Source organism: Clostridium estertheticum (assembly GCF_026650985.1).
GTDB lineage: Bacteria > Bacillota > Clostridia > Clostridiales > Clostridiaceae > Clostridium_AD > Clostridium_AD estertheticum_C.
The window spans coordinates 2308935-2326577 of record NZ_CP086239.1; the positions used below are offsets into that span (position 1 = coordinate 2308935).

Here is a 17643-nt window from a genome sequence, read left to right on the forward strand (position 1 = left end):
GTGGGCTCTCTTATTTTTGCTGAATTATATTTATTAAAACACATATTTTATTAATAAACATCTGAAAATTCTACTTTAATATTTTGTTTTTCATTTCTCATTGCATTATTAAATTGAATATTTTCATTAATTACTTGTTTTGAAGGAAATCTAACCGTAAACTTACTTCCTATCCCAAGTTCACTTTCAACATTTATACTACCACCAGATAATTCTACAATCGACTTAACTAAAGTTAATCCAACACCTGTACCTTCAGCATTTCGTGATAGTGATTTGTCTATCTGGCTATATTTATTAAATATTGACTGCAAATATTTTGTGTCAATTCCAATTCCATTATCTTTAACAGATATTTCAACAAACTCAATGTTATTTTTAATATTTACAAATATTTGACCACCATCACTTGAAAATTTTATCGCATTTGATATAATATTTAATACTACCTTATCTACCTTTTCTGGGTCACAAGCAATAATCTTTTCTTCTACATCTGTATCAAAAACAATATTTAGCCCTCGACTTTTTGTAAACTCGGTTACAGCTATTACCATATCTTCTACAACTTCAACTATATTATTATTAGATAAATTTAACTCAAAGATTCCAGATTCAATTCTAGATAAATCAATAATGTTATTAATGAGTTTAGACAATCTATATGCATTACGCTTTATTGCGTCTATATGTTCAATCGTTGAATTTTTATTTTCATATAGTAACCCACTGTCACAATACATGTCCAATAATTGGGCTGCGGACAATATAACATTTAGCGGTGTTTTAAGTTCATGAGATATATTGGTAATATACTCCTCTTGACTAGTTAGTACCTTTTGCAAGTCTTCATTTACTTCATCTTTTTTCTTGATTTGTTTATGCATACAATTCCAAATACAACTAATAAATATAAAATTACATGCAATAAGTATAACCCCTAAAAAAACCAGTAAATATTTATGGATTTTTTGAGTTTTTACAACTTTGTTACTGGAACTATTTATCTGTGAGTTAATATCATTTAGTAAAATATTATCAGTTACCCTAAATTCATCTACTAACTTTTTACCTTTAGTTAAGTTCAATTTTGCCTGATCTGACTCCCCAGACTCCACTAATAAAATTTGCTGGTAAAAAAATCTTTGAATATATTGTCTTTGCTTATCAATTAGGTTAATAGTGTCATTATTTAATCCTACTTCTCTTAATTTATTAAGAGAATCGTAATATTTTTGAATTCCTATGCTTTCTGAATAATATGGTTCTAAAAACACTTTATTTTCTGAAATAATATAGGCTCTGATTCCTGTTTCTTGATTAATTAATGATGTTAAAATTTGCAATGAAAATATTTTACCTGGAAGTATTCTTTGTGAAATAAAATTAGATTCTATACGTACTTTATTCATACTGTATGTACTAAATAAGATTATAATTAATGATAAACAAGCTGCTGAAAAACATCCCAGCAACATAACTTTTTTGCTTTTATAGTCCATCTTATTCATAACAATTATCCCTTCTTCTCAAAAGCTTGTACTAAAATTAAATCGAAAATCAATTTATTTTAGTACGGCTATCATAAAACGACTTGTTTTTTTACATATTATTACATAACATTTGATTCACCTTAATTAATATACCACAATATGTGACATATTGGTATATTTTTGTTAAAACAAAATCAAATTTATTTTTCTAATAATTTTTCTAGATATTTAGTATATTATTAGAAATGCTAAAATAAATTACTATAGTATATTTAAAAATAATAAATGATTGGAGATTATATGAGAAAACCTTATTATAAACAAAATTCAATAAACCCCTGGTTTTTAACTTTAATTCTTATATTTATCTTCATAATATATATGATTTTTACTATTTTCTCAAATTCTAAAACTCCCTTAAATAAAGCTAAATATATAACAAACGGGCAACAATACAGTTCATTAATAAATGGGAATGATTTAAAAGCCTATTCTGATACTTTTCTAGGAATGCATTACTTATGGGGTGGCACAACACCTGCAATATCTGATACTTTTGGAAAATATATGAGTGGAGGATTCGATTGTTCAGGATTTGTAGCATATACTTATAAACATTTTGGTATAGATTTACCTAGAACGACTATGGAGCAGGTAAATGAAGGTATTTCTATTAATATGAATGATCTTAGAAATGGGGATTTGGTCTTTTTTGAAACAAATCCAGATCTACCATACCAGGTCTCTCACGTTGGAATATATATTGGCAGCAATAAATTTATACATTCTCCAAAATCCGGTGACGTTATAAAAATCTCTGAATTGACGGGATATTACAAAGAAAAATTTGTTATAGGTAAGAGGATATTAAAATAAGTGCTATAGCAAATGGATTCTTCATTAGCTAGGCACTCGTTACTTTGTTATTCATACCACAATTCCATTATTAATTTAGTATGAGGTAAATATTTTATTTTTACATTCATACCTGTCTTAACCTTACTATCATCTACTATTGGATGATCATTTCCATTTACAGTTATAGAATCATAACCCCAAGTTTTCCTACTTGTAGGTTTTGCAGCATAAACAATTACACTACCCTCCTCTACACTGTAGTTTTTTGTAATTATACTAGGTACGTCTAACCAATAAGGCGTAACCATACGTAAACTCCATATCGGTAATATACATATTGCTATTAGAATAAATAATCCAAAAATCTTATCACCTAATTTTAACTTTGATTTTTGTTTCTTTTTAAATATTTTGCGTTTTGGTTTAATAGTCCTTGTTTTTCTATTAGAAAACCAATTAATTATATCTACAATAAAAGCATAAATAAAAATACCAGGCACACCTAGTCCTATAGATGTAAATAATAACAATACCCCTATATATGTAACCATTAATATTGCCTCCTATATACTTATTATAATATTTTTTAAATTTCCGTTCACTCTTGACATTATTACATATAATTAATGAAATAAATACTTTTTATTTCAAATTGCCATGCCCCTGCGCACAAATATAAGCCCCCTATACCATAGGAGGCCTATAAAAAATATTTTCTATGCTTAATATCTATTTAGTTTACATATTTAATCTCTTCAGAATCAGGTTTTGACCTATCATGTACGTTCCAAGTAAGGGCTAATAATTTTGTACTTCGATGGAATCTATAAAAATCTTTCTTTCAGCTTTTAGTAGCCTGATAAATCCTTTTTATGCTTTGTTTTCAGAATTAGCTCCTTCTTATCTCTAATAAACAACATAAAATACAGAGGACTAGATTTAAAATAAAATCTAGTCCTCTGTAAATCTAAACTAATATTAGTTTTTAATTCTCATTCTATAGAATGAGCGCCATACAAATATAATCGCGATTACAAAGAATACCGCTCCAATGTATGGAGCTACAGCTCTGAATCTTTCTGATATAGCAATTTCCATAGCAAGCATTCCAAATAATGTCGTAAATTTTATTATTGGATTTAATGCTACTGATGAAGTATCTTTAAATGGATCTCCAACTGTGTCGCCAATAACGCAAGCATCATGAAGTGGAGTACCCTTCTCATCTAGGTCAACTTCAACAACCTTTTTAGCATTATCCCAGCATCCACCTGCATTTGCCATAAATATAGCCTGATACAAACCAAAAACTGCTATAGATATAAGGTAAGCAACGAAAAATGCTACTGGTTCAGTATTATTACCTCTAGGAGCTGAGAAAAATGCGAATGCTAGTGCAAATGAGAATATTGCAACGAATATGTTAAACATTCCCTTCTGTGCATATTGAGTACAAATTTTAACAACTTCCTTAGATTTTTCTGTAGATGCTCTTTGATCTGCATCCTCATCCAATTCTATATTTTTCTTGATAAATTCTACTGCCCTATAGGCACCTGTAGAAACTGCCTGAGTAGATGCACCTGTAAACCAATAGATTATCGCACCACCGCACATAAATCCAAATAAAGTGTAGGGGTTAAGTAAATTAAGAATAGTTTCAGGTTTAACTTTTAATACATCTTGTATAACTAGAATAAGTGAAAAAATCATTGTAGTGGCTCCAACAACAGCTGTACCAATAAGTACAGGTTTTGCAGTTGCTTTGAATGTATTTCCTGCACCATCATTAGCTTCAAGGTAGTATTTTGCTTTTTCAAAATCTGGTTTAAAACCAAAATCTCTTTCTATTTCTTTCGAAATATTAGGAATAGTTTCAATAAGTGATAGTTCATAAATAGATTGTGCATTATCAGTTACTGGGCCATAACTATCTACTGCAATAGTAACGGGACCCATACTTAGTAATCCGAAAGCAACTAAACCAAAAGCAAAAACTGAAGGGTATATCATTATATCTTTTAAGCCAAGTGTACTTGCAAGATATGCTACAAACATTAATACTACAAATACCATCCCCTGCCAGAATGCACTAAAGTTACCAGCAACAAGTCCTGAAAGAATATTTAATGAAGCTCCGCCTTCTCTTGATGCTGTAACAACTTCTTGTACATGTTTTGATTTACCACTAGTAAATATTTTAGTAACCTCAGGAATAAGTGCTCCTCCCAAAGTACCACAACTAATAATTATAGCTAGTACATACCAAATACTATTAGAGTTTGCGGTTAATGCAACCTGAGTACCAGGTCCAAGAATTAAGTAACTAACTACAAAAATAACAATTATTGATAGTATTGATGAGATCCAAATAAGATTTGTTAGAGGTTGTTCAAAATCAAGATCATCGGTATTACTGTATTTCATTTCACTATAAGCTCTGTTTATATAAAATGCTGCAATTGACGTAATAACCATCAATATACGCATTGTAAAAATCCATGTAAGAAGAGTAGACTGAAGTATTAATCTATCTGCCTGTGGAAATGACATACCAACCGCAAGAACAATAAATGAGATTAAAGCAACTCCTGTTACTCCATAAGTCTCAAATCCATCAGCAGTAGGGCCAACACTATCTCCTGCATTATCTCCAGTACAATCTGCAATAACTCCTGGATTTCTAGGGTCATCTTCCTTAATCTTGAAAGCAATTTTCATAAGATCTGATCCAATGTCGGCAATTTTTGTAAAAATACCACCGGCAATACGTAATGCACTTGCTCCTAATGACTCACCAATTGCAAATCCTATAAAGCTTGCACCTGCAAGGCTACGTGGAACAAAGATTAATATTATTAACATCATAAAGAGTTCTACGCAAATTAAAAGCACTCCAATGCTCATACCTGCATCAAGAGGAATATTTACAAGGTTTAAAGGTTTACCTTTTAATGAAGCAAATGCCATCCTACTATTTGCAAACGTATTCATTCTTATGCCATACCAAGCAACGCCATAAGATCCAAGTATACCAACAATAGTCCAGCCAAGTACTAATAATACTCCACCAAAGCTAGTTCCTTGCAAGTAACCAAAGTAAAATGCAATAATGCTACCTATAAGAAGAAATAAAATTGCAATAAATTTACCTTGCTGAATTAAGTAAGTTTTGCATGTTTCAAATATAATAGCTGAAACATCAAGCATTGATTTATGTGCTCTAATTTTCTTTACCCTTAAAAATTGATAAAAACCAAATGCCATGCCCAAAAGACAAATTACGAGTCCCATCATAAGTGTTCCATTTTGACTAGATGATAACTCTGGAATCTTTAAATTCGATTCATCTGCATATGCAATAACCGGTGATAATGAAGCTAAAATTACACTACTTAGAATTGAAACCTTTACAATTTTGTCAGTTTTGTTAGTATTCATAAACACTACCTCCCTAAAATTATAAATTAAGTGGTACCTAAGTTCCACATTGAATAAGTTACATTCAGAAACTAATATAATTTAATGAAGAATTTAGGATAATACAAGTCCATATTACCACTTTGAATAATAATATTCAACTTTTTTTAACTGTTTTTGAATAATTATCCTCCTTTCTTGTAAATTGAATTATATTCTAATAAATACAAATAAAAACAATTCCCACTTTATATTATGCCATAAATGTCAAAAAAAGTACAGTCTTAATTCTATTAAATATTATATTTAAAAAGTATATTTTATAGTTATAATATGTGGTATTGAAAAATATGATGCTGGATAGAATACCTTTGATTAAAAGAAATGGAATAGGAGTAAAAAGGAGCGAGTAATAAATGAATAATGAAAATGTTATTAACATAGAAAATTATAAGCAACAATTCGGAAAATTTGTTGTACTTGAAAATATTAATTTGGATGTAAAAAAAGGAGAGATACTTGGCCTCCTTGGCCCATCTGGCTCTGGTAAAACCACTTTGATAAAAGCTATTGTTGGAATGAGTGAACCTACAAACGGCTCTGTATGCGTACTAGGAACTAAAATGCCATCACTAGCTGTAGTTTCAAAAATTGGATATATGGCTCAGAGTGACGCACTATATGAAGACTTAACCGCTCTTGATAATATATTATTTTTTGCATCTTTATATGGCCTGAAGAAAAAATTTGCAAAACAAAGAGCAAGTGAGGTTTTAGAATTGGTTCTTCTTCGTGATGAAGGTAAAAAACTTATTAAGAATTTTTCTGGTGGAATGAAAAGAAGATTATCCCTTGCTATAGCCTTAGTTCACAAACCAGAACTACTTATTCTTGATGAACCTACCGTAGGAATTGATCCAGTTCTTAGGCTCGAATTTTGGAAGGAATTTGAGCGTTTAAGAAAAGAAGGAGTTACAATAATTATAACTACCCATGTTATGGATGAAGCTGAACATTGTGATAGGCTTGCTCTAATTAGAAACGGCGGGCTAATTGCAATTGGCACCCCTGATGAATTAAAAGAAAAATCTGGGGAAAGCACGGTTGAAGGCGCATTTCTCTATTATGGAAAAGAAGGGAAGGTGAATCACATATGAGAGTATTATCGATTGCTAAAAGATTAATAAAACAACTTCGCGGTGACAAAAGATCTATCGCTCTAATGTTTGTTGCTCCAGTTTTTGTAATGTATCTTTTAAGTGCTATTCTCAGCTCCGCAACCACAACACCAAATATTGATCTTATTTCAGCACCACCTATTTATGTAGAAAAACTACAAACCTTTGCCAACGTTAATAAAGTTTCTAGCGAAGAAATCGCATTGAAAAATTTGAATGATAAAAGTATAGATGCCTATATTGTTTTTATTGGCAATAAACCAAATGTTACATTAGATGGCGCTGACCCTTCTATAACCAGCCTTGTTATGAACACGCTAAACAAGCTTTCTTTAAGTAGTACTACTCAAAAGCCCGAAATTAGTTTTTTACATGGTTCTATGGATATGGGAGCATTTGATTCCATGGCTCCAATCCTTATGGGTTTCTTTATCTTCTTTTTCGTATTTTTAATAGCAGGCGTTGCATTTTTGAGAGAAAGAATAAGCGGAACGCTTGATAGAATTCTTGCCACTCCCCTAAAAAGGTGGGAGATAGTTTTAGGATATTTCCTAGGGTTTGGATCCTTTGTAGCCATTCAGACTATAATACTTCAGATTTTTAGTGTATATGGCCTTAACGTGCCCATGGTAGGCAGCTTTTGGGCAGTGCTTGTGTTAAATTTGGTACTTGCCTCAGGATCTTTAGCACTTGGAACTCTCTTATCTGCCTTTGCACGTAATGAATTTCAATTATTTCAATTTATCCCTATAGTAATAGTTCCACAAATTATGTTCAGTGGTATTTTTGATTTGAGAAACTCACCTGTCTGGGCAAAGATATTATCAAAAGTATTTCCTATGACTTACGGAGCCGAAGCATTAAAAGATGTTATGCTAAGGGGAAAGAGTCTAATAGACGTTAGATATGATGTACTAATCCTTATAGGCTATGCATTACTATTTCTTATATTAAACACCATAGCTCTTAAAAAGTATAGAAAGGCATAAATTTATAATTTATCATAAGCATAAAATAGCCCATACCTTACCATAAGATGTGGGCTTACTATTATTTATTTAAAGTAATCATAGTCCTGACCTGCTATTTAATAACCTCTATTCATTATAGAACCTATTATAGCAGCAAAAAATATAATATATATTACCAATCCTATTGCACACATAATTAACTGTGCTTGAAAGAATGCTTTTTTACTTTTATTTACGTTTTTACCAAATGCCCAAACGAACATTAACACTATATTTGCTATAGGTATTAATAACAATAGATCAGTAAGTATCCAATCCTTAAATGTCATTGGTTGATTATTAATGTCGCCGTTTTGAACTTGAATGTCGTTATTTTCCATAATTAATGTGTCCCCTTTTTAATTTGATTCATAATATTATAACTATAACTTATCCATTATTTATATTCACGATAAATCATTGTATAAATATCACCAAAATATCTACTTGTTAATTTATTTAACAAGCGTTTTACAAATCGACAAAGTTATATTGTATTATACAATAATAGCACATTTTTGCTTATTTGTCTATGTTTTCTTGTCGTTTTACATGTTATTACTTAGAATTTTTTCTATAATTAATTGATATATCTTGTTTTTGAATCAATGTTAATGAAAGATTTAATAGTATGTTCTCTTTAATAGTATGGAAATTCATTTCTAAAGGGAATTTATCACTAAAATGTTTTCTATCAACCAGGGTATATGTTTCATGAATTTTCACTCTTTCTATTTTACAATTTATAGGTGCAATATCACAATTGATATATTCACTACATTGAGTGTTTTTTTCCATTAAATATTCATTAAAATCATTATTGATATTTAAACAATCCGATGATATATAAATGGGTATATAATCTAGCCCCTTTCCTTTTGAGAAAACTGGGGGAACCTTACAGTTAATTAAAGAGGTACATTTAAACGGGATATAAATTATAACACATTCAGTATCTAGATTAATTATGTTATCATAAACACCTTTTGCTATAGAAAAATCTATTTCATTTCTAATAAAACCCTCTAAAAAAAGTTTTCCATTCAATAAGGGAAAAGTATCATTTTTTTCATACATAGGTAATAACTTACTACTAGTTAAATATACGTCCTTTTTCATGTTTTTTATATCTAATGCAGCATTTTTCAATCTAAATGTTGATTCAATAGGTATATCTATATTTTTTTCAGCTATTATTATTGGTAGTGTTGATATTAAAGTTTCACAGTAATCATTATTTATATTTTCATGAATTTTATAAATATCATTGATAATAATATTACTATCATCTTTTTTCTTTATACATTCAATATCATCTTTAATAATTACTTCTTGTATTGGAAGTATGTATGTTGTCTCCAATTTATCTTTTGAATTTCTAATCAAGCTTGACTTATTTGCTGCTACATTATTTTCACGCTTAATATCTATTAAGCAGTTTTGCAATGTTTTATTACTCATTTCACTATAATATAATCGTTGTATTAGTTTTGAAATAATAAAGATTTTTTCATTATTTAATCTATCACTAATAGGAATTATGAATTTAGAATCATCTTTAATAGTTACTTCTTGTATAGGTAGTATTAATTCTGAATCCTCTTCAATAATTACTTGCCCTATAGGTAGTATTAATTCTGAATCCTCTTCAACGATTACTTGCTCTATTGGTAGTAATAATTCTGAATCCATTTTATCTTTCGCATTTTTTTTTATATTTAAATTATCCAATTTTTTATTTTTATGTTTAACATTTGTTGAGTTTTTCTTGGCTTTTTTATTAACATTTATAATACAATTTGGTTGTTGTAACATATTCAAAACAATAAGCAACTTTACCATTCTCAATTTGTCACTGTTATTGTATGGTTTCATTGAAGAATGCTCCTTTACTATAAGAGTTTGGTATATGAAATAAAATGGACTAGACTAGCATACCGATTAGTTATTTTATTCCAGATGCCTTATGTATTTAAATATCATCAAATATATTATATTGATGATATTTAAATAACCGTTTTTCTAAAGAATAGTATTTTTTTAGAAAAACGGTTATTTTTAAGTGTCTATAAGGGCTCTTTACTCTTCGTCATCATCGCAACGGTGAACAATTGGAATATTTACCTGCTGCAATTGTAATACTTTGACTCTAATATATACAACCATTTTTTCTATTACTTTATTATAAAGTTGTACTTTTGAATTAGTTTTATGGTATAAAGGATCTGTATTAATATCGTCTTCAAAAATCCTTATTCCTTCTAATTCACAGTATGGGCTTTCAGTAAAAGTTATATTATCTTCAAGATATTGTTCACATCCTGATTTCCCCATAATAGTGCCCGTACAGTCATTACATCCACAACTACTTAATAAATCTATTTCTTTTTGGACTCCGCGAACATTAACTACTGGTGGCACTGTATATACAACTTCTGTTACAGCTGTAAATGGTACATCTATTGTCGTATGAGCGATTCTACCACTTACAATTTCTTTTTCTACACAGTCAGCAGTAGCGTATTCTATATTTTTTCTTACGAATCCACCTATAAATAATTTTCCGGATACTAGAGTGCCATCTGCAGCAATTACGCCCGATCTAGGTAGCAATTTGCATTGAGTTAAATATACATTTTTCTTTATTCTTTTAATTTCAAAGAATGGCTCGTTTAATTTGAACACAGCTTCAACATCTATTTGAATCTCTCTTTCGCCGAGTACTACAGGAATTTTAGCTACTAGAGGGCCTCTAATACCAACTGGTGTAATAGTAGTTCCACTACTTAAAGGTAATGTTTGTGAACTAATAATTTTACCACAATTATCGCAAGGGTATACAACTTGATTTTTTTCCAAAGGTAATTCCTCCTTTTATTGAGGTCTTATGACCTTCTACATACTATGTAGAAAATACAATAAGCGTTACTTTAAATATCATTAAATATATAATATATCAGATATATATAAATAACCGCGTATCTAAAGAATAATATCTTCTTTAGATGCACGGCTATACCTAAATGTTTATATATTTACTTTTCGTAATCAGAATACTGAGTTGTAGTGCACTCGGGTTTAACTGGATGAGAAAATGGAATATTTACCTGTTGCACTTGTAATACTTTAATTTTAACATATAAGACCATTTTTTCTATTATTTTATTATAAAGTTGTACTTTTGAATCTGGATGACATTTTATAGGATCTGTATTAATATCGTCTTCAATAATTCTTACTCCTACTAACTCACAGTATGGGGTTTCAGTAAAAGTTATACTATCTTCAAAATATTGTTCACACCCTGATTTCCCCATAATAGTTCCCGTGCAGTCATTACACCCACAACTACTTAATAAATCTATCTCAGTTTGAACTCCACGAACACTAACTACTGGTGGCACTGAATATTGAAGTTCTGTAACAGCTGTAAATGGGACATCAATTGTTGTGTGTGCTATTCTACCACTTACAACTTTATCCCCTATGCAGTCAGCTGTTGCATATTCTATATTTTTTCTTACAAATCCACTTATAAATAATTTTCCGGATATGAGAGTGCCATCTGCAGCAACTACTCCCGATCTAGGTAGTAATTTACATTGAGTTAAATATACATTTTTCTTTATTCTTTTAATTTCATAAAATGGTTCGTTCAAATTAAACTCAGCCTCAATATCTATTTGAATCTCTGTTTCGCCGATTACTACAGGGATTTTAGCGACTAGAGGTCCACTAATACCACTTGGTATAATTGTAACTCCACTACTTAAAGGCAATGTTTTGGAACTAATGATTTCACCACAATTATCACAAGGGTGCGTAGTTTGATTCTTTTCCATAAGTAAATCCTCCTTTTTTTCAGGTCTTAAGACCTTTTACATAATATGTTATAAGCAAAGCAATCGTTACCGTATATTTACTTATTGTAATACTTTGATTACGAAATTTAATTAAGAACATGTTAGTATCATTTTTAATTAAGTTACGTATTATATATTAAATAAATCTAAGGAGCGATGTTATGTCTAATATTGAAATAAATTATCATCCTGAAGACTGGTGTGAAGATAAAAATGATTGCGAAGACCAATGTGATTATGAAATAAAACATGATAATAACCCTACAAACAAAGATAAATACGATTGTGAAAAGAAACATGATGATAAACCTACTGATAAAGATAATTGCATTTGTGAAAAAAAACATGATGATAAACCTACAGACAAAGATAATTACGATTGTGAAAAGAAACATGATGATAAACCTACTGATAAAGATAACTGCATTTGTGAAAAAAAACATGATGATAAACCTACTGATAAAGATAATTGCATTTGCGAAAAGAAACATGTTGATAAACCTACTGATAAAGATAAGTACGATTGTGAAAAAAAACATGATGATAAACCTGCTGATAAAGATAATTGCATTTGTGAAAAGAAACATGTTGATAAACCTACTGATAAAGATAATTGCATTTGCGAAAAGAAACATGTTGATAAACCTACTGATAAAGATAAGTACGATTGTGAAAAAAAACATGATGATAAACCTGCTGATAAAGATAATTGCATTTGTGAAAAGAAACATGTTGATAAACCTACTGATAAAGATAAGTACGATTGTGAAAAGAAACATGATGATAAAAAGAAATTACCTGAGTTAGACGAAAACCCTTGTAATATCCAGTCCCCCTATACTTATTCAAATTGGTCATGTTCATAAAGTTAAGTTAAAAATTGATATCAGTAAATGATCGCTATTGCCTGTATTTAAAGAAAAAAAATTAAGTACAGAGTTTATTACAACTCTGTACTTAATTTTTAATAATGAAATCTACTTTATTAAATTACTGCTAATAACAAATAACTGGAGTGCCAGCTTTTATATTGTTATATATCGTCTTTGCTAAAATAGGCGGTGAATTTATACAACCATGAGAACCATTTGTTAAATATATATTTTTGCCAAACTTATTATTTCTCCAACTTGCATCATGTATACCAATTCCGCCATTAAATGGCATGAAAACATCAACAGGAGTACTATAACCCTCTCCCTTTAATGTAGCATTTTTCTCCTTATATTTTAGTACATAAACCCCTGCAGGTGTTGCATGGTTTTTACTTACATCACCAGTAACAACATCTCCTTGTACAACAAGAGAACCATTCTTATAAAACCATAAATGCTGTTTTGTCAAATTAATTTCAACATAAGTACTGCCGATATCATTAATATCATGAGATGCAGCAGTTTGTGTGTAATGTGGCTCTTTTGTTATAGTTTGTCCACCTTTTATAGCCACAATTAGATCATTGACTTCCCCTGAGCGATTAACCAACCAACCATAATCACCTCCACTTACCTTTACCGTTGTCCCGAGAGACGTAGCGAAATTTCTTTGCTTACCATAAGTATTATAATTATTATCAACTTTCTTTACATAATCATCCATCTTATCTTTATCAAATGTAATTTCGAGGTTTTCGTCAACTCCAAGAAAGTTATGTATTGTAGCGCCGTCTAAAACTTCTTCACCTCCAGCAAAGGTATACGTAATCTTTGAAGTTATATACTTATTAAGTAAAATTTTAGTATTTTTAACTTTTTGAGATGTTGAAGTATATTTGGGATTGATGTAATAATTTTTCGCCTCCAAATCTACTGTTGTTTCTCCCTTAACAATTGCACTTACTAGATTTGCATACAACTGCTTACTATCTACTTTATTTCCTTTAACTTCCTTTACAATAACATAACCCTTATCCGAATATTTAAAGCTAACATTTTTAGGCTCAATTATTTTCTTGCTATCAGAAACTGCGAGCTTATCAAAACGTTCTTTTAATAGTTTATCGTCATATGTAACTATGCCATTCATTTCAGAAGTTTTTGGATTAAAGAACGAAAAAATCCACGTAAATGAATTCTGACTTTCTTTTAAAGCTTGAATTTTATCCTTTACATTATATTTTAAGCCAATCTCATTAGCCTTAATCTGTTCTTTCACTCCATTTCGTTCTTTCAAATCCAATGTATATGTTTTGGATTTCGTTAACATTTCTGTATCAACTTCCTCTACAGTTTTACAAGAAGCATCAATACCATTAATTACAAAACCATAATAAAAATGATTGCTAAAATACATTGATATGCCCAAATATATAACGATTAATATAGGTAAAGTTACTATACTTACTTTAATAGTTTTTTTACGTAATATTGTTTGCATTACCATGAGGCACCTCCTTTAATAAGAATTTTATTTTGTATATACAATTCTAGTTTATTAAAATTCAAAATAAATTCAGCGAATATTTATTACCGTATTATTCACAAAAATGGATGATGACTTTTGTCTTCATTAAGCAAGTAATATCTAAAATATTACCATTGAATTATAATAAGCATTTCACTATATTATAATTCTTTTCCCCTTATATGTATACAATTATGACATGAAAGGTAAAAATATGTACATGAACAGTGTTTTTAGAAGATATTTGTCGTTATATATACATTTTTTACCTTATGTTAATTTAATTTCAAAATTCAAAATAATCTTTTATAAAATCTTCATTCATATATCTAACCGTATAGGAACTACCCAAGATGTCCCCTGCTATTGTTACTTTACATTTAGCAACAGCCTTTTTCTTTTGGAATATATTTTGTATTTTTTCTATCGACTGTATAGACTCCTTTTGTATTATAATAGTTTCTCTTGCAAATTTTCTATATCTCATAACAATAAACTTATCACTAAAATACAGTCCATTATCAATAAATCTTGTATAGTATAAGATTACCAAGATAGGAATTAATAAAAATATATAGTACCCATAAGGTGCAAAATATGCTACTAAAGACATTACTATAAACTCAGGTACTAATCTAAATAAAAGAAATCCCTTTAAAGCTTTTCTAGGAGACTTCTCTAGTTTATAACTTATATTCATTTCAGGTAAAATATCCACAAAAAACTTATCAAGCACTATTCTTTTAGCAATAGGACAAATCATCGTACTCTCGCTCTTATCCTTTCCATAACCTATGGTTTCAACATTTAATGAAAAGTACCCTAATGACTTTTTAATAACTCCCTCAACTATAATTAAACTTTGAATTCGTTTCACCGGAATAGTTACTTCCTTTTTATTAAATAATCCATATGATAATTTAATATTATCGTCTTCGCGTATAACTGTAAATTTGTAATATTTTATTATAGTTAAACCAATAGATATAACCCAAGAAATAAACAAAATAATAAAAATTAATATTACTGCATATTTGATTATATTAACACCATTAACTCCCTTCATTACATTATCAGTATACCCTTGAGCTTTCTTCTTAAATTCCTTTGGCAATATATCATCTATCTTAGAATAAAAAGCAAAAATTATAAAAAATCCGGCTAAAATACGGGTAGAAAATGTCGCCATAACAAATAAATCTTTTAAAGAAGAAGTGAGCTTTTTCATATTTTTTTCTTCTACAATTTCATCTTGATTTTCATTTCTTTTAACCTTAAATATTATACTTTTAATTGTTAGTGCTTCCTTCTTAGATAATAAAATAGATATTTCAGACTTTGTATCTCCCCCAGCAGTATCAATTTCAAGCTTGCAGACATTAAAAAAGCGCTGAATTAATGATGATGATATATCTGCAGTATGTACTTGTGAAAAAGGAACGGTTCTCTCATGAATTTCAAAAATACCGTATTTCATGTACATGCCCTCAGCTTGGACGTTATATACATTTCTCTTCCATTTAAATATAGCTAAAGCGCTAACTATAACAAAAAAAGTAATTATGACTATACCTTCTGTATAATCTCCGCCATACTTTTTAGGGATTTTAGAACCTATGGATATTAAAAATATAATAAGTGGAACTATACTATTTTTTATAAATTGAAAAATTTCAGAAAATATTATAAATTTATGTTGGTGCTTTAACTCTCTCATATACTTCTCTCCTGAACAGTTTTTGTAATACTTAACTGAAGTACATTTCCTATCTCACTTTCTAAATATGGAATTTTATAAGCTCCCCCAGCAGTATGTACAGTTAAGTTTATCAGCTTATATTTTTTTAATATTATTCCTTGCTCCGTATCTACATACTGAACTCTACTCATTGGGATAATTACATTTATTTCAGTAAACACTCCATACTTCAAGATAATCTTTTCCTCATCCATATCATAACTGAATTTTTCATACTTATATTTTGGCATAAATAATGAATTTATAAATATTATAATTGCTATTACATACACACTAAATATTAATATATATTTCCATATTGAATCAAACCCTAAAAATATACTTAAAGCCACTGCAATTATTAAAAATACACTTGTAATAATTAATCCATCAATTGTCCACATTTTTTGTGAAAACGGTGAAATTTTTTTCATAATAACCTCCATAAAATTATTTACTTATTCATCCTCTAGTATCTATTGTACTATATTTGGTTATATTCGTGGCAATATAAACCAAAAAAGACTAAGACAAGAATTTCTCCTCATGTTAGCCTTAAATTTAATAATCACCTCTCCCAGTCTTTTGGACATTAACTTTTACATTTACTTCAATTTCTGAATTACATATTATAGAATTCCAATCTAAGCCCGTTTGTCTACCATATTTAGCTGCTGCAACCTGACCTAGATCCAAACAATCAACTTTATATTGACTTTTCATTTTGGTTATAAAATCATCACACTCTTTTTTAACTTTTTTAGCCATATCTCTGCTAAATTCATCATTTTTTTCAGGACTACTTTGTAAATTTTTATAAAGTGTATTCGCTATTATATCGCCTTTTAAATCAATATTTATAGTGAAATTATATTTATCACCTTTCTTTACGCAAGATATTTTTCTCTTAGAAGTAGCATAATAGTCAATAGCCTCTTTTGCACCTTTCTGTATTGTAAGGATGCCACGAACATTATTTTCTTTTATCATATTCATTGTTTTAGACTCATCTATACTGATTTTTGTAACCATTTTATCTTTTTTAAATAAAGCCATTCCAGTGATTTTAATTCCTTTATCTGTCATTTCAATGTAAGGCAATGCAATGTTGCGTCCCTCACTGTCAACAGTAAAAAACAAATCTATTATTTTATAATTATCTGAAAAAAAATTATAGTATTTGGAGTTCTTAATTAATCCAGCTATAAAATCTCCGGAGCTTGGATATCCTTTTATCTTCATATTAAGTATGTTTGATGCCTTACCTTTGCATACTACAATATATGCAGTGTCATTTAAATATGGGTTTCTAAATAAAATATCTATCATATTCCTAATACCATACACTACATTCTCTTCACTCTCAATAACTATTTTTTCTGAACCTAATATACTTTCCTTGTCATCTATTAGTTGCCTTGTCTGCCTAGTTTGTCCAAAACTTGTAGCAGTAGAATTTATTACATGACTTTCTATTTTTTCTTGAGGTTCAAATAAATATACTGAAAATAATGTAATATAGTTCGCAATATCACCCTTTATGTCAATGTCTTGGCCTATTGCAGAAATAATATTCAATTGTTCAACTGGTTGCTGCTGTCTTAAACCAGAAGAGAAAAAAATAGCAATTGCAATACATGCTAAAATTGGTATTATATATATCTTTTTGTTATTCTTCAT

The 17643-nt window shown here is 29.3% G+C and carries 15 protein-coding genes; 4 read left to right on the forward strand and 11 right to left on the reverse strand.

Translation table 11 applies throughout. The annotated features are described in order from the left end of the window. Window positions 1–50 precede the first annotated feature (50 nt). Window positions 51–1511 (reverse strand): ATP-binding protein, encoded by a 1461-nt coding sequence (locus LL038_RS11155; RefSeq protein ID WP_216125114.1) that lies wholly within the window; start codon window positions 1509–1511, stop codon window positions 51–53. A gap of 282 nt (window positions 1512–1793) precedes the next feature. Here LL038_RS11155 and LL038_RS11160 point away from each other — a divergent pair, with 282 nt between their 5' ends. Beyond that, entirely contained in the window at window positions 1794–2369 is a 576-nt protein-coding gene (locus tag LL038_RS11160) for a C40 family peptidase (protein ID WP_216125112.1), read from the forward strand. A gap of 47 nt (window positions 2370–2416) precedes the next feature. Here the strand turns inward: LL038_RS11160 and LL038_RS11165 are convergent, their stop codons facing one another. Both LL038_RS11165 and LL038_RS11170 read right to left on the reverse strand, forming a co-directional pair. After that, the gene (locus LL038_RS11165) at window positions 2417–2902 is read right to left on the reverse strand and encodes a hypothetical protein (RefSeq protein ID WP_216125110.1); all 486 of its coding nucleotides are present in this window, start codon (window positions 2900–2902) and stop codon (window positions 2417–2419) included. A gap of 427 nt (window positions 2903–3329) precedes the next feature. Next, window positions 3330–5792 (reverse strand): sodium-translocating pyrophosphatase, encoded by a 2463-nt coding sequence (locus tag LL038_RS11170; RefSeq protein WP_216125108.1) that lies wholly within the window; start codon window positions 5790–5792, stop codon window positions 3330–3332. Between the two features lie 395 nt (window positions 5793–6187). On the opposite strand from LL038_RS11170, the gene LL038_RS11175 reads away from it, so the two are divergent. Together LL038_RS11175 and LL038_RS11180 are read left to right on the forward strand one after the other, a co-directional pair. Beyond that, window positions 6188–6928: an ABC transporter ATP-binding protein gene (locus LL038_RS11175; RefSeq protein ID WP_216125106.1), complete on the forward strand. Its 741-nt coding sequence runs from the start codon at window positions 6188–6190 to the stop codon at window positions 6926–6928. Then, on the forward strand, window positions 6925–7938 hold the full coding sequence (locus LL038_RS11180) for an ABC transporter permease (RefSeq protein ID WP_216125104.1): 1014 nt from the start codon (window positions 6925–6927) through the stop codon (window positions 7936–7938). Before LL038_RS11175 ends, LL038_RS11180 begins: the two co-directional genes overlap by 4 nt. A gap of 98 nt (window positions 7939–8036) precedes the next feature. Here the strand turns inward: LL038_RS11180 and LL038_RS11185 are convergent, their stop codons facing one another. From LL038_RS11185 to LL038_RS11200, 4 genes are all read right to left on the reverse strand, one after another. Continuing rightward, window positions 8037–8300: a hypothetical protein gene (locus LL038_RS11185; protein ID WP_216125103.1), complete on the reverse strand. Its 264-nt coding sequence runs from the start codon at window positions 8298–8300 to the stop codon at window positions 8037–8039. A 217-nt stretch (window positions 8301–8517) separates the two neighbouring features. After that, a complete protein-coding gene (locus tag LL038_RS11190) occupies window positions 8518–9834 on the reverse strand; it encodes a hypothetical protein (protein WP_216125102.1) in 1317 nt (438 codons plus the stop codon). A gap of 204 nt (window positions 9835–10038) precedes the next feature. Next, window positions 10039–10818: a CsxC family protein gene (locus LL038_RS11195; RefSeq protein WP_216125101.1), complete on the reverse strand. Its 780-nt coding sequence runs from the start codon at window positions 10816–10818 to the stop codon at window positions 10039–10041. Between the two features lie 176 nt (window positions 10819–10994). After that, window positions 10995–11801, reverse strand: a complete 807-nt coding sequence (locus LL038_RS11200; protein ID WP_216125100.1) for a CsxC family protein — start codon at window positions 11799–11801, stop codon at window positions 10995–10997. A 182-nt stretch (window positions 11802–11983) separates the two neighbouring features. Between LL038_RS11200 and LL038_RS11205 the strand changes: the two genes are divergently transcribed. Then, window positions 11984–12688, forward strand: coding sequence for a hypothetical protein (locus LL038_RS11205; RefSeq protein ID WP_268056062.1), 705 nt, complete (start codon window positions 11984–11986; stop codon window positions 12686–12688). Between the two features lie 130 nt (window positions 12689–12818). Here the strand turns inward: LL038_RS11205 and LL038_RS11210 are convergent, their stop codons facing one another. From LL038_RS11210 to LL038_RS11225, 4 genes are all read right to left on the reverse strand, one after another. Next, complete coding sequence (locus tag LL038_RS11210; protein ID WP_216125098.1) at window positions 12819–14204, reverse strand: L,D-transpeptidase family protein; 1386 nt, start codon at window positions 14202–14204, stop codon at window positions 12819–12821. Between the two features lie 307 nt (window positions 14205–14511). After that, window positions 14512–15942 (reverse strand): PH domain-containing protein, encoded by a 1431-nt coding sequence (locus LL038_RS11215; RefSeq protein WP_216125095.1) that lies wholly within the window; start codon window positions 15940–15942, stop codon window positions 14512–14514. Next, window positions 15939–16397, reverse strand: a complete 459-nt coding sequence (locus LL038_RS11220; protein WP_216125093.1) for a PH domain-containing protein — start codon at window positions 16395–16397, stop codon at window positions 15939–15941. The genes LL038_RS11215 and LL038_RS11220 overlap by 4 nt, the downstream gene beginning before the upstream one ends. Before the next feature lie 127 nt (window positions 16398–16524). Next, window positions 16525–17643 (reverse strand): Ger(x)C family spore germination protein, encoded by a 1119-nt coding sequence (locus LL038_RS11225; RefSeq protein ID WP_216125091.1) that lies wholly within the window; start codon window positions 17641–17643, stop codon window positions 16525–16527.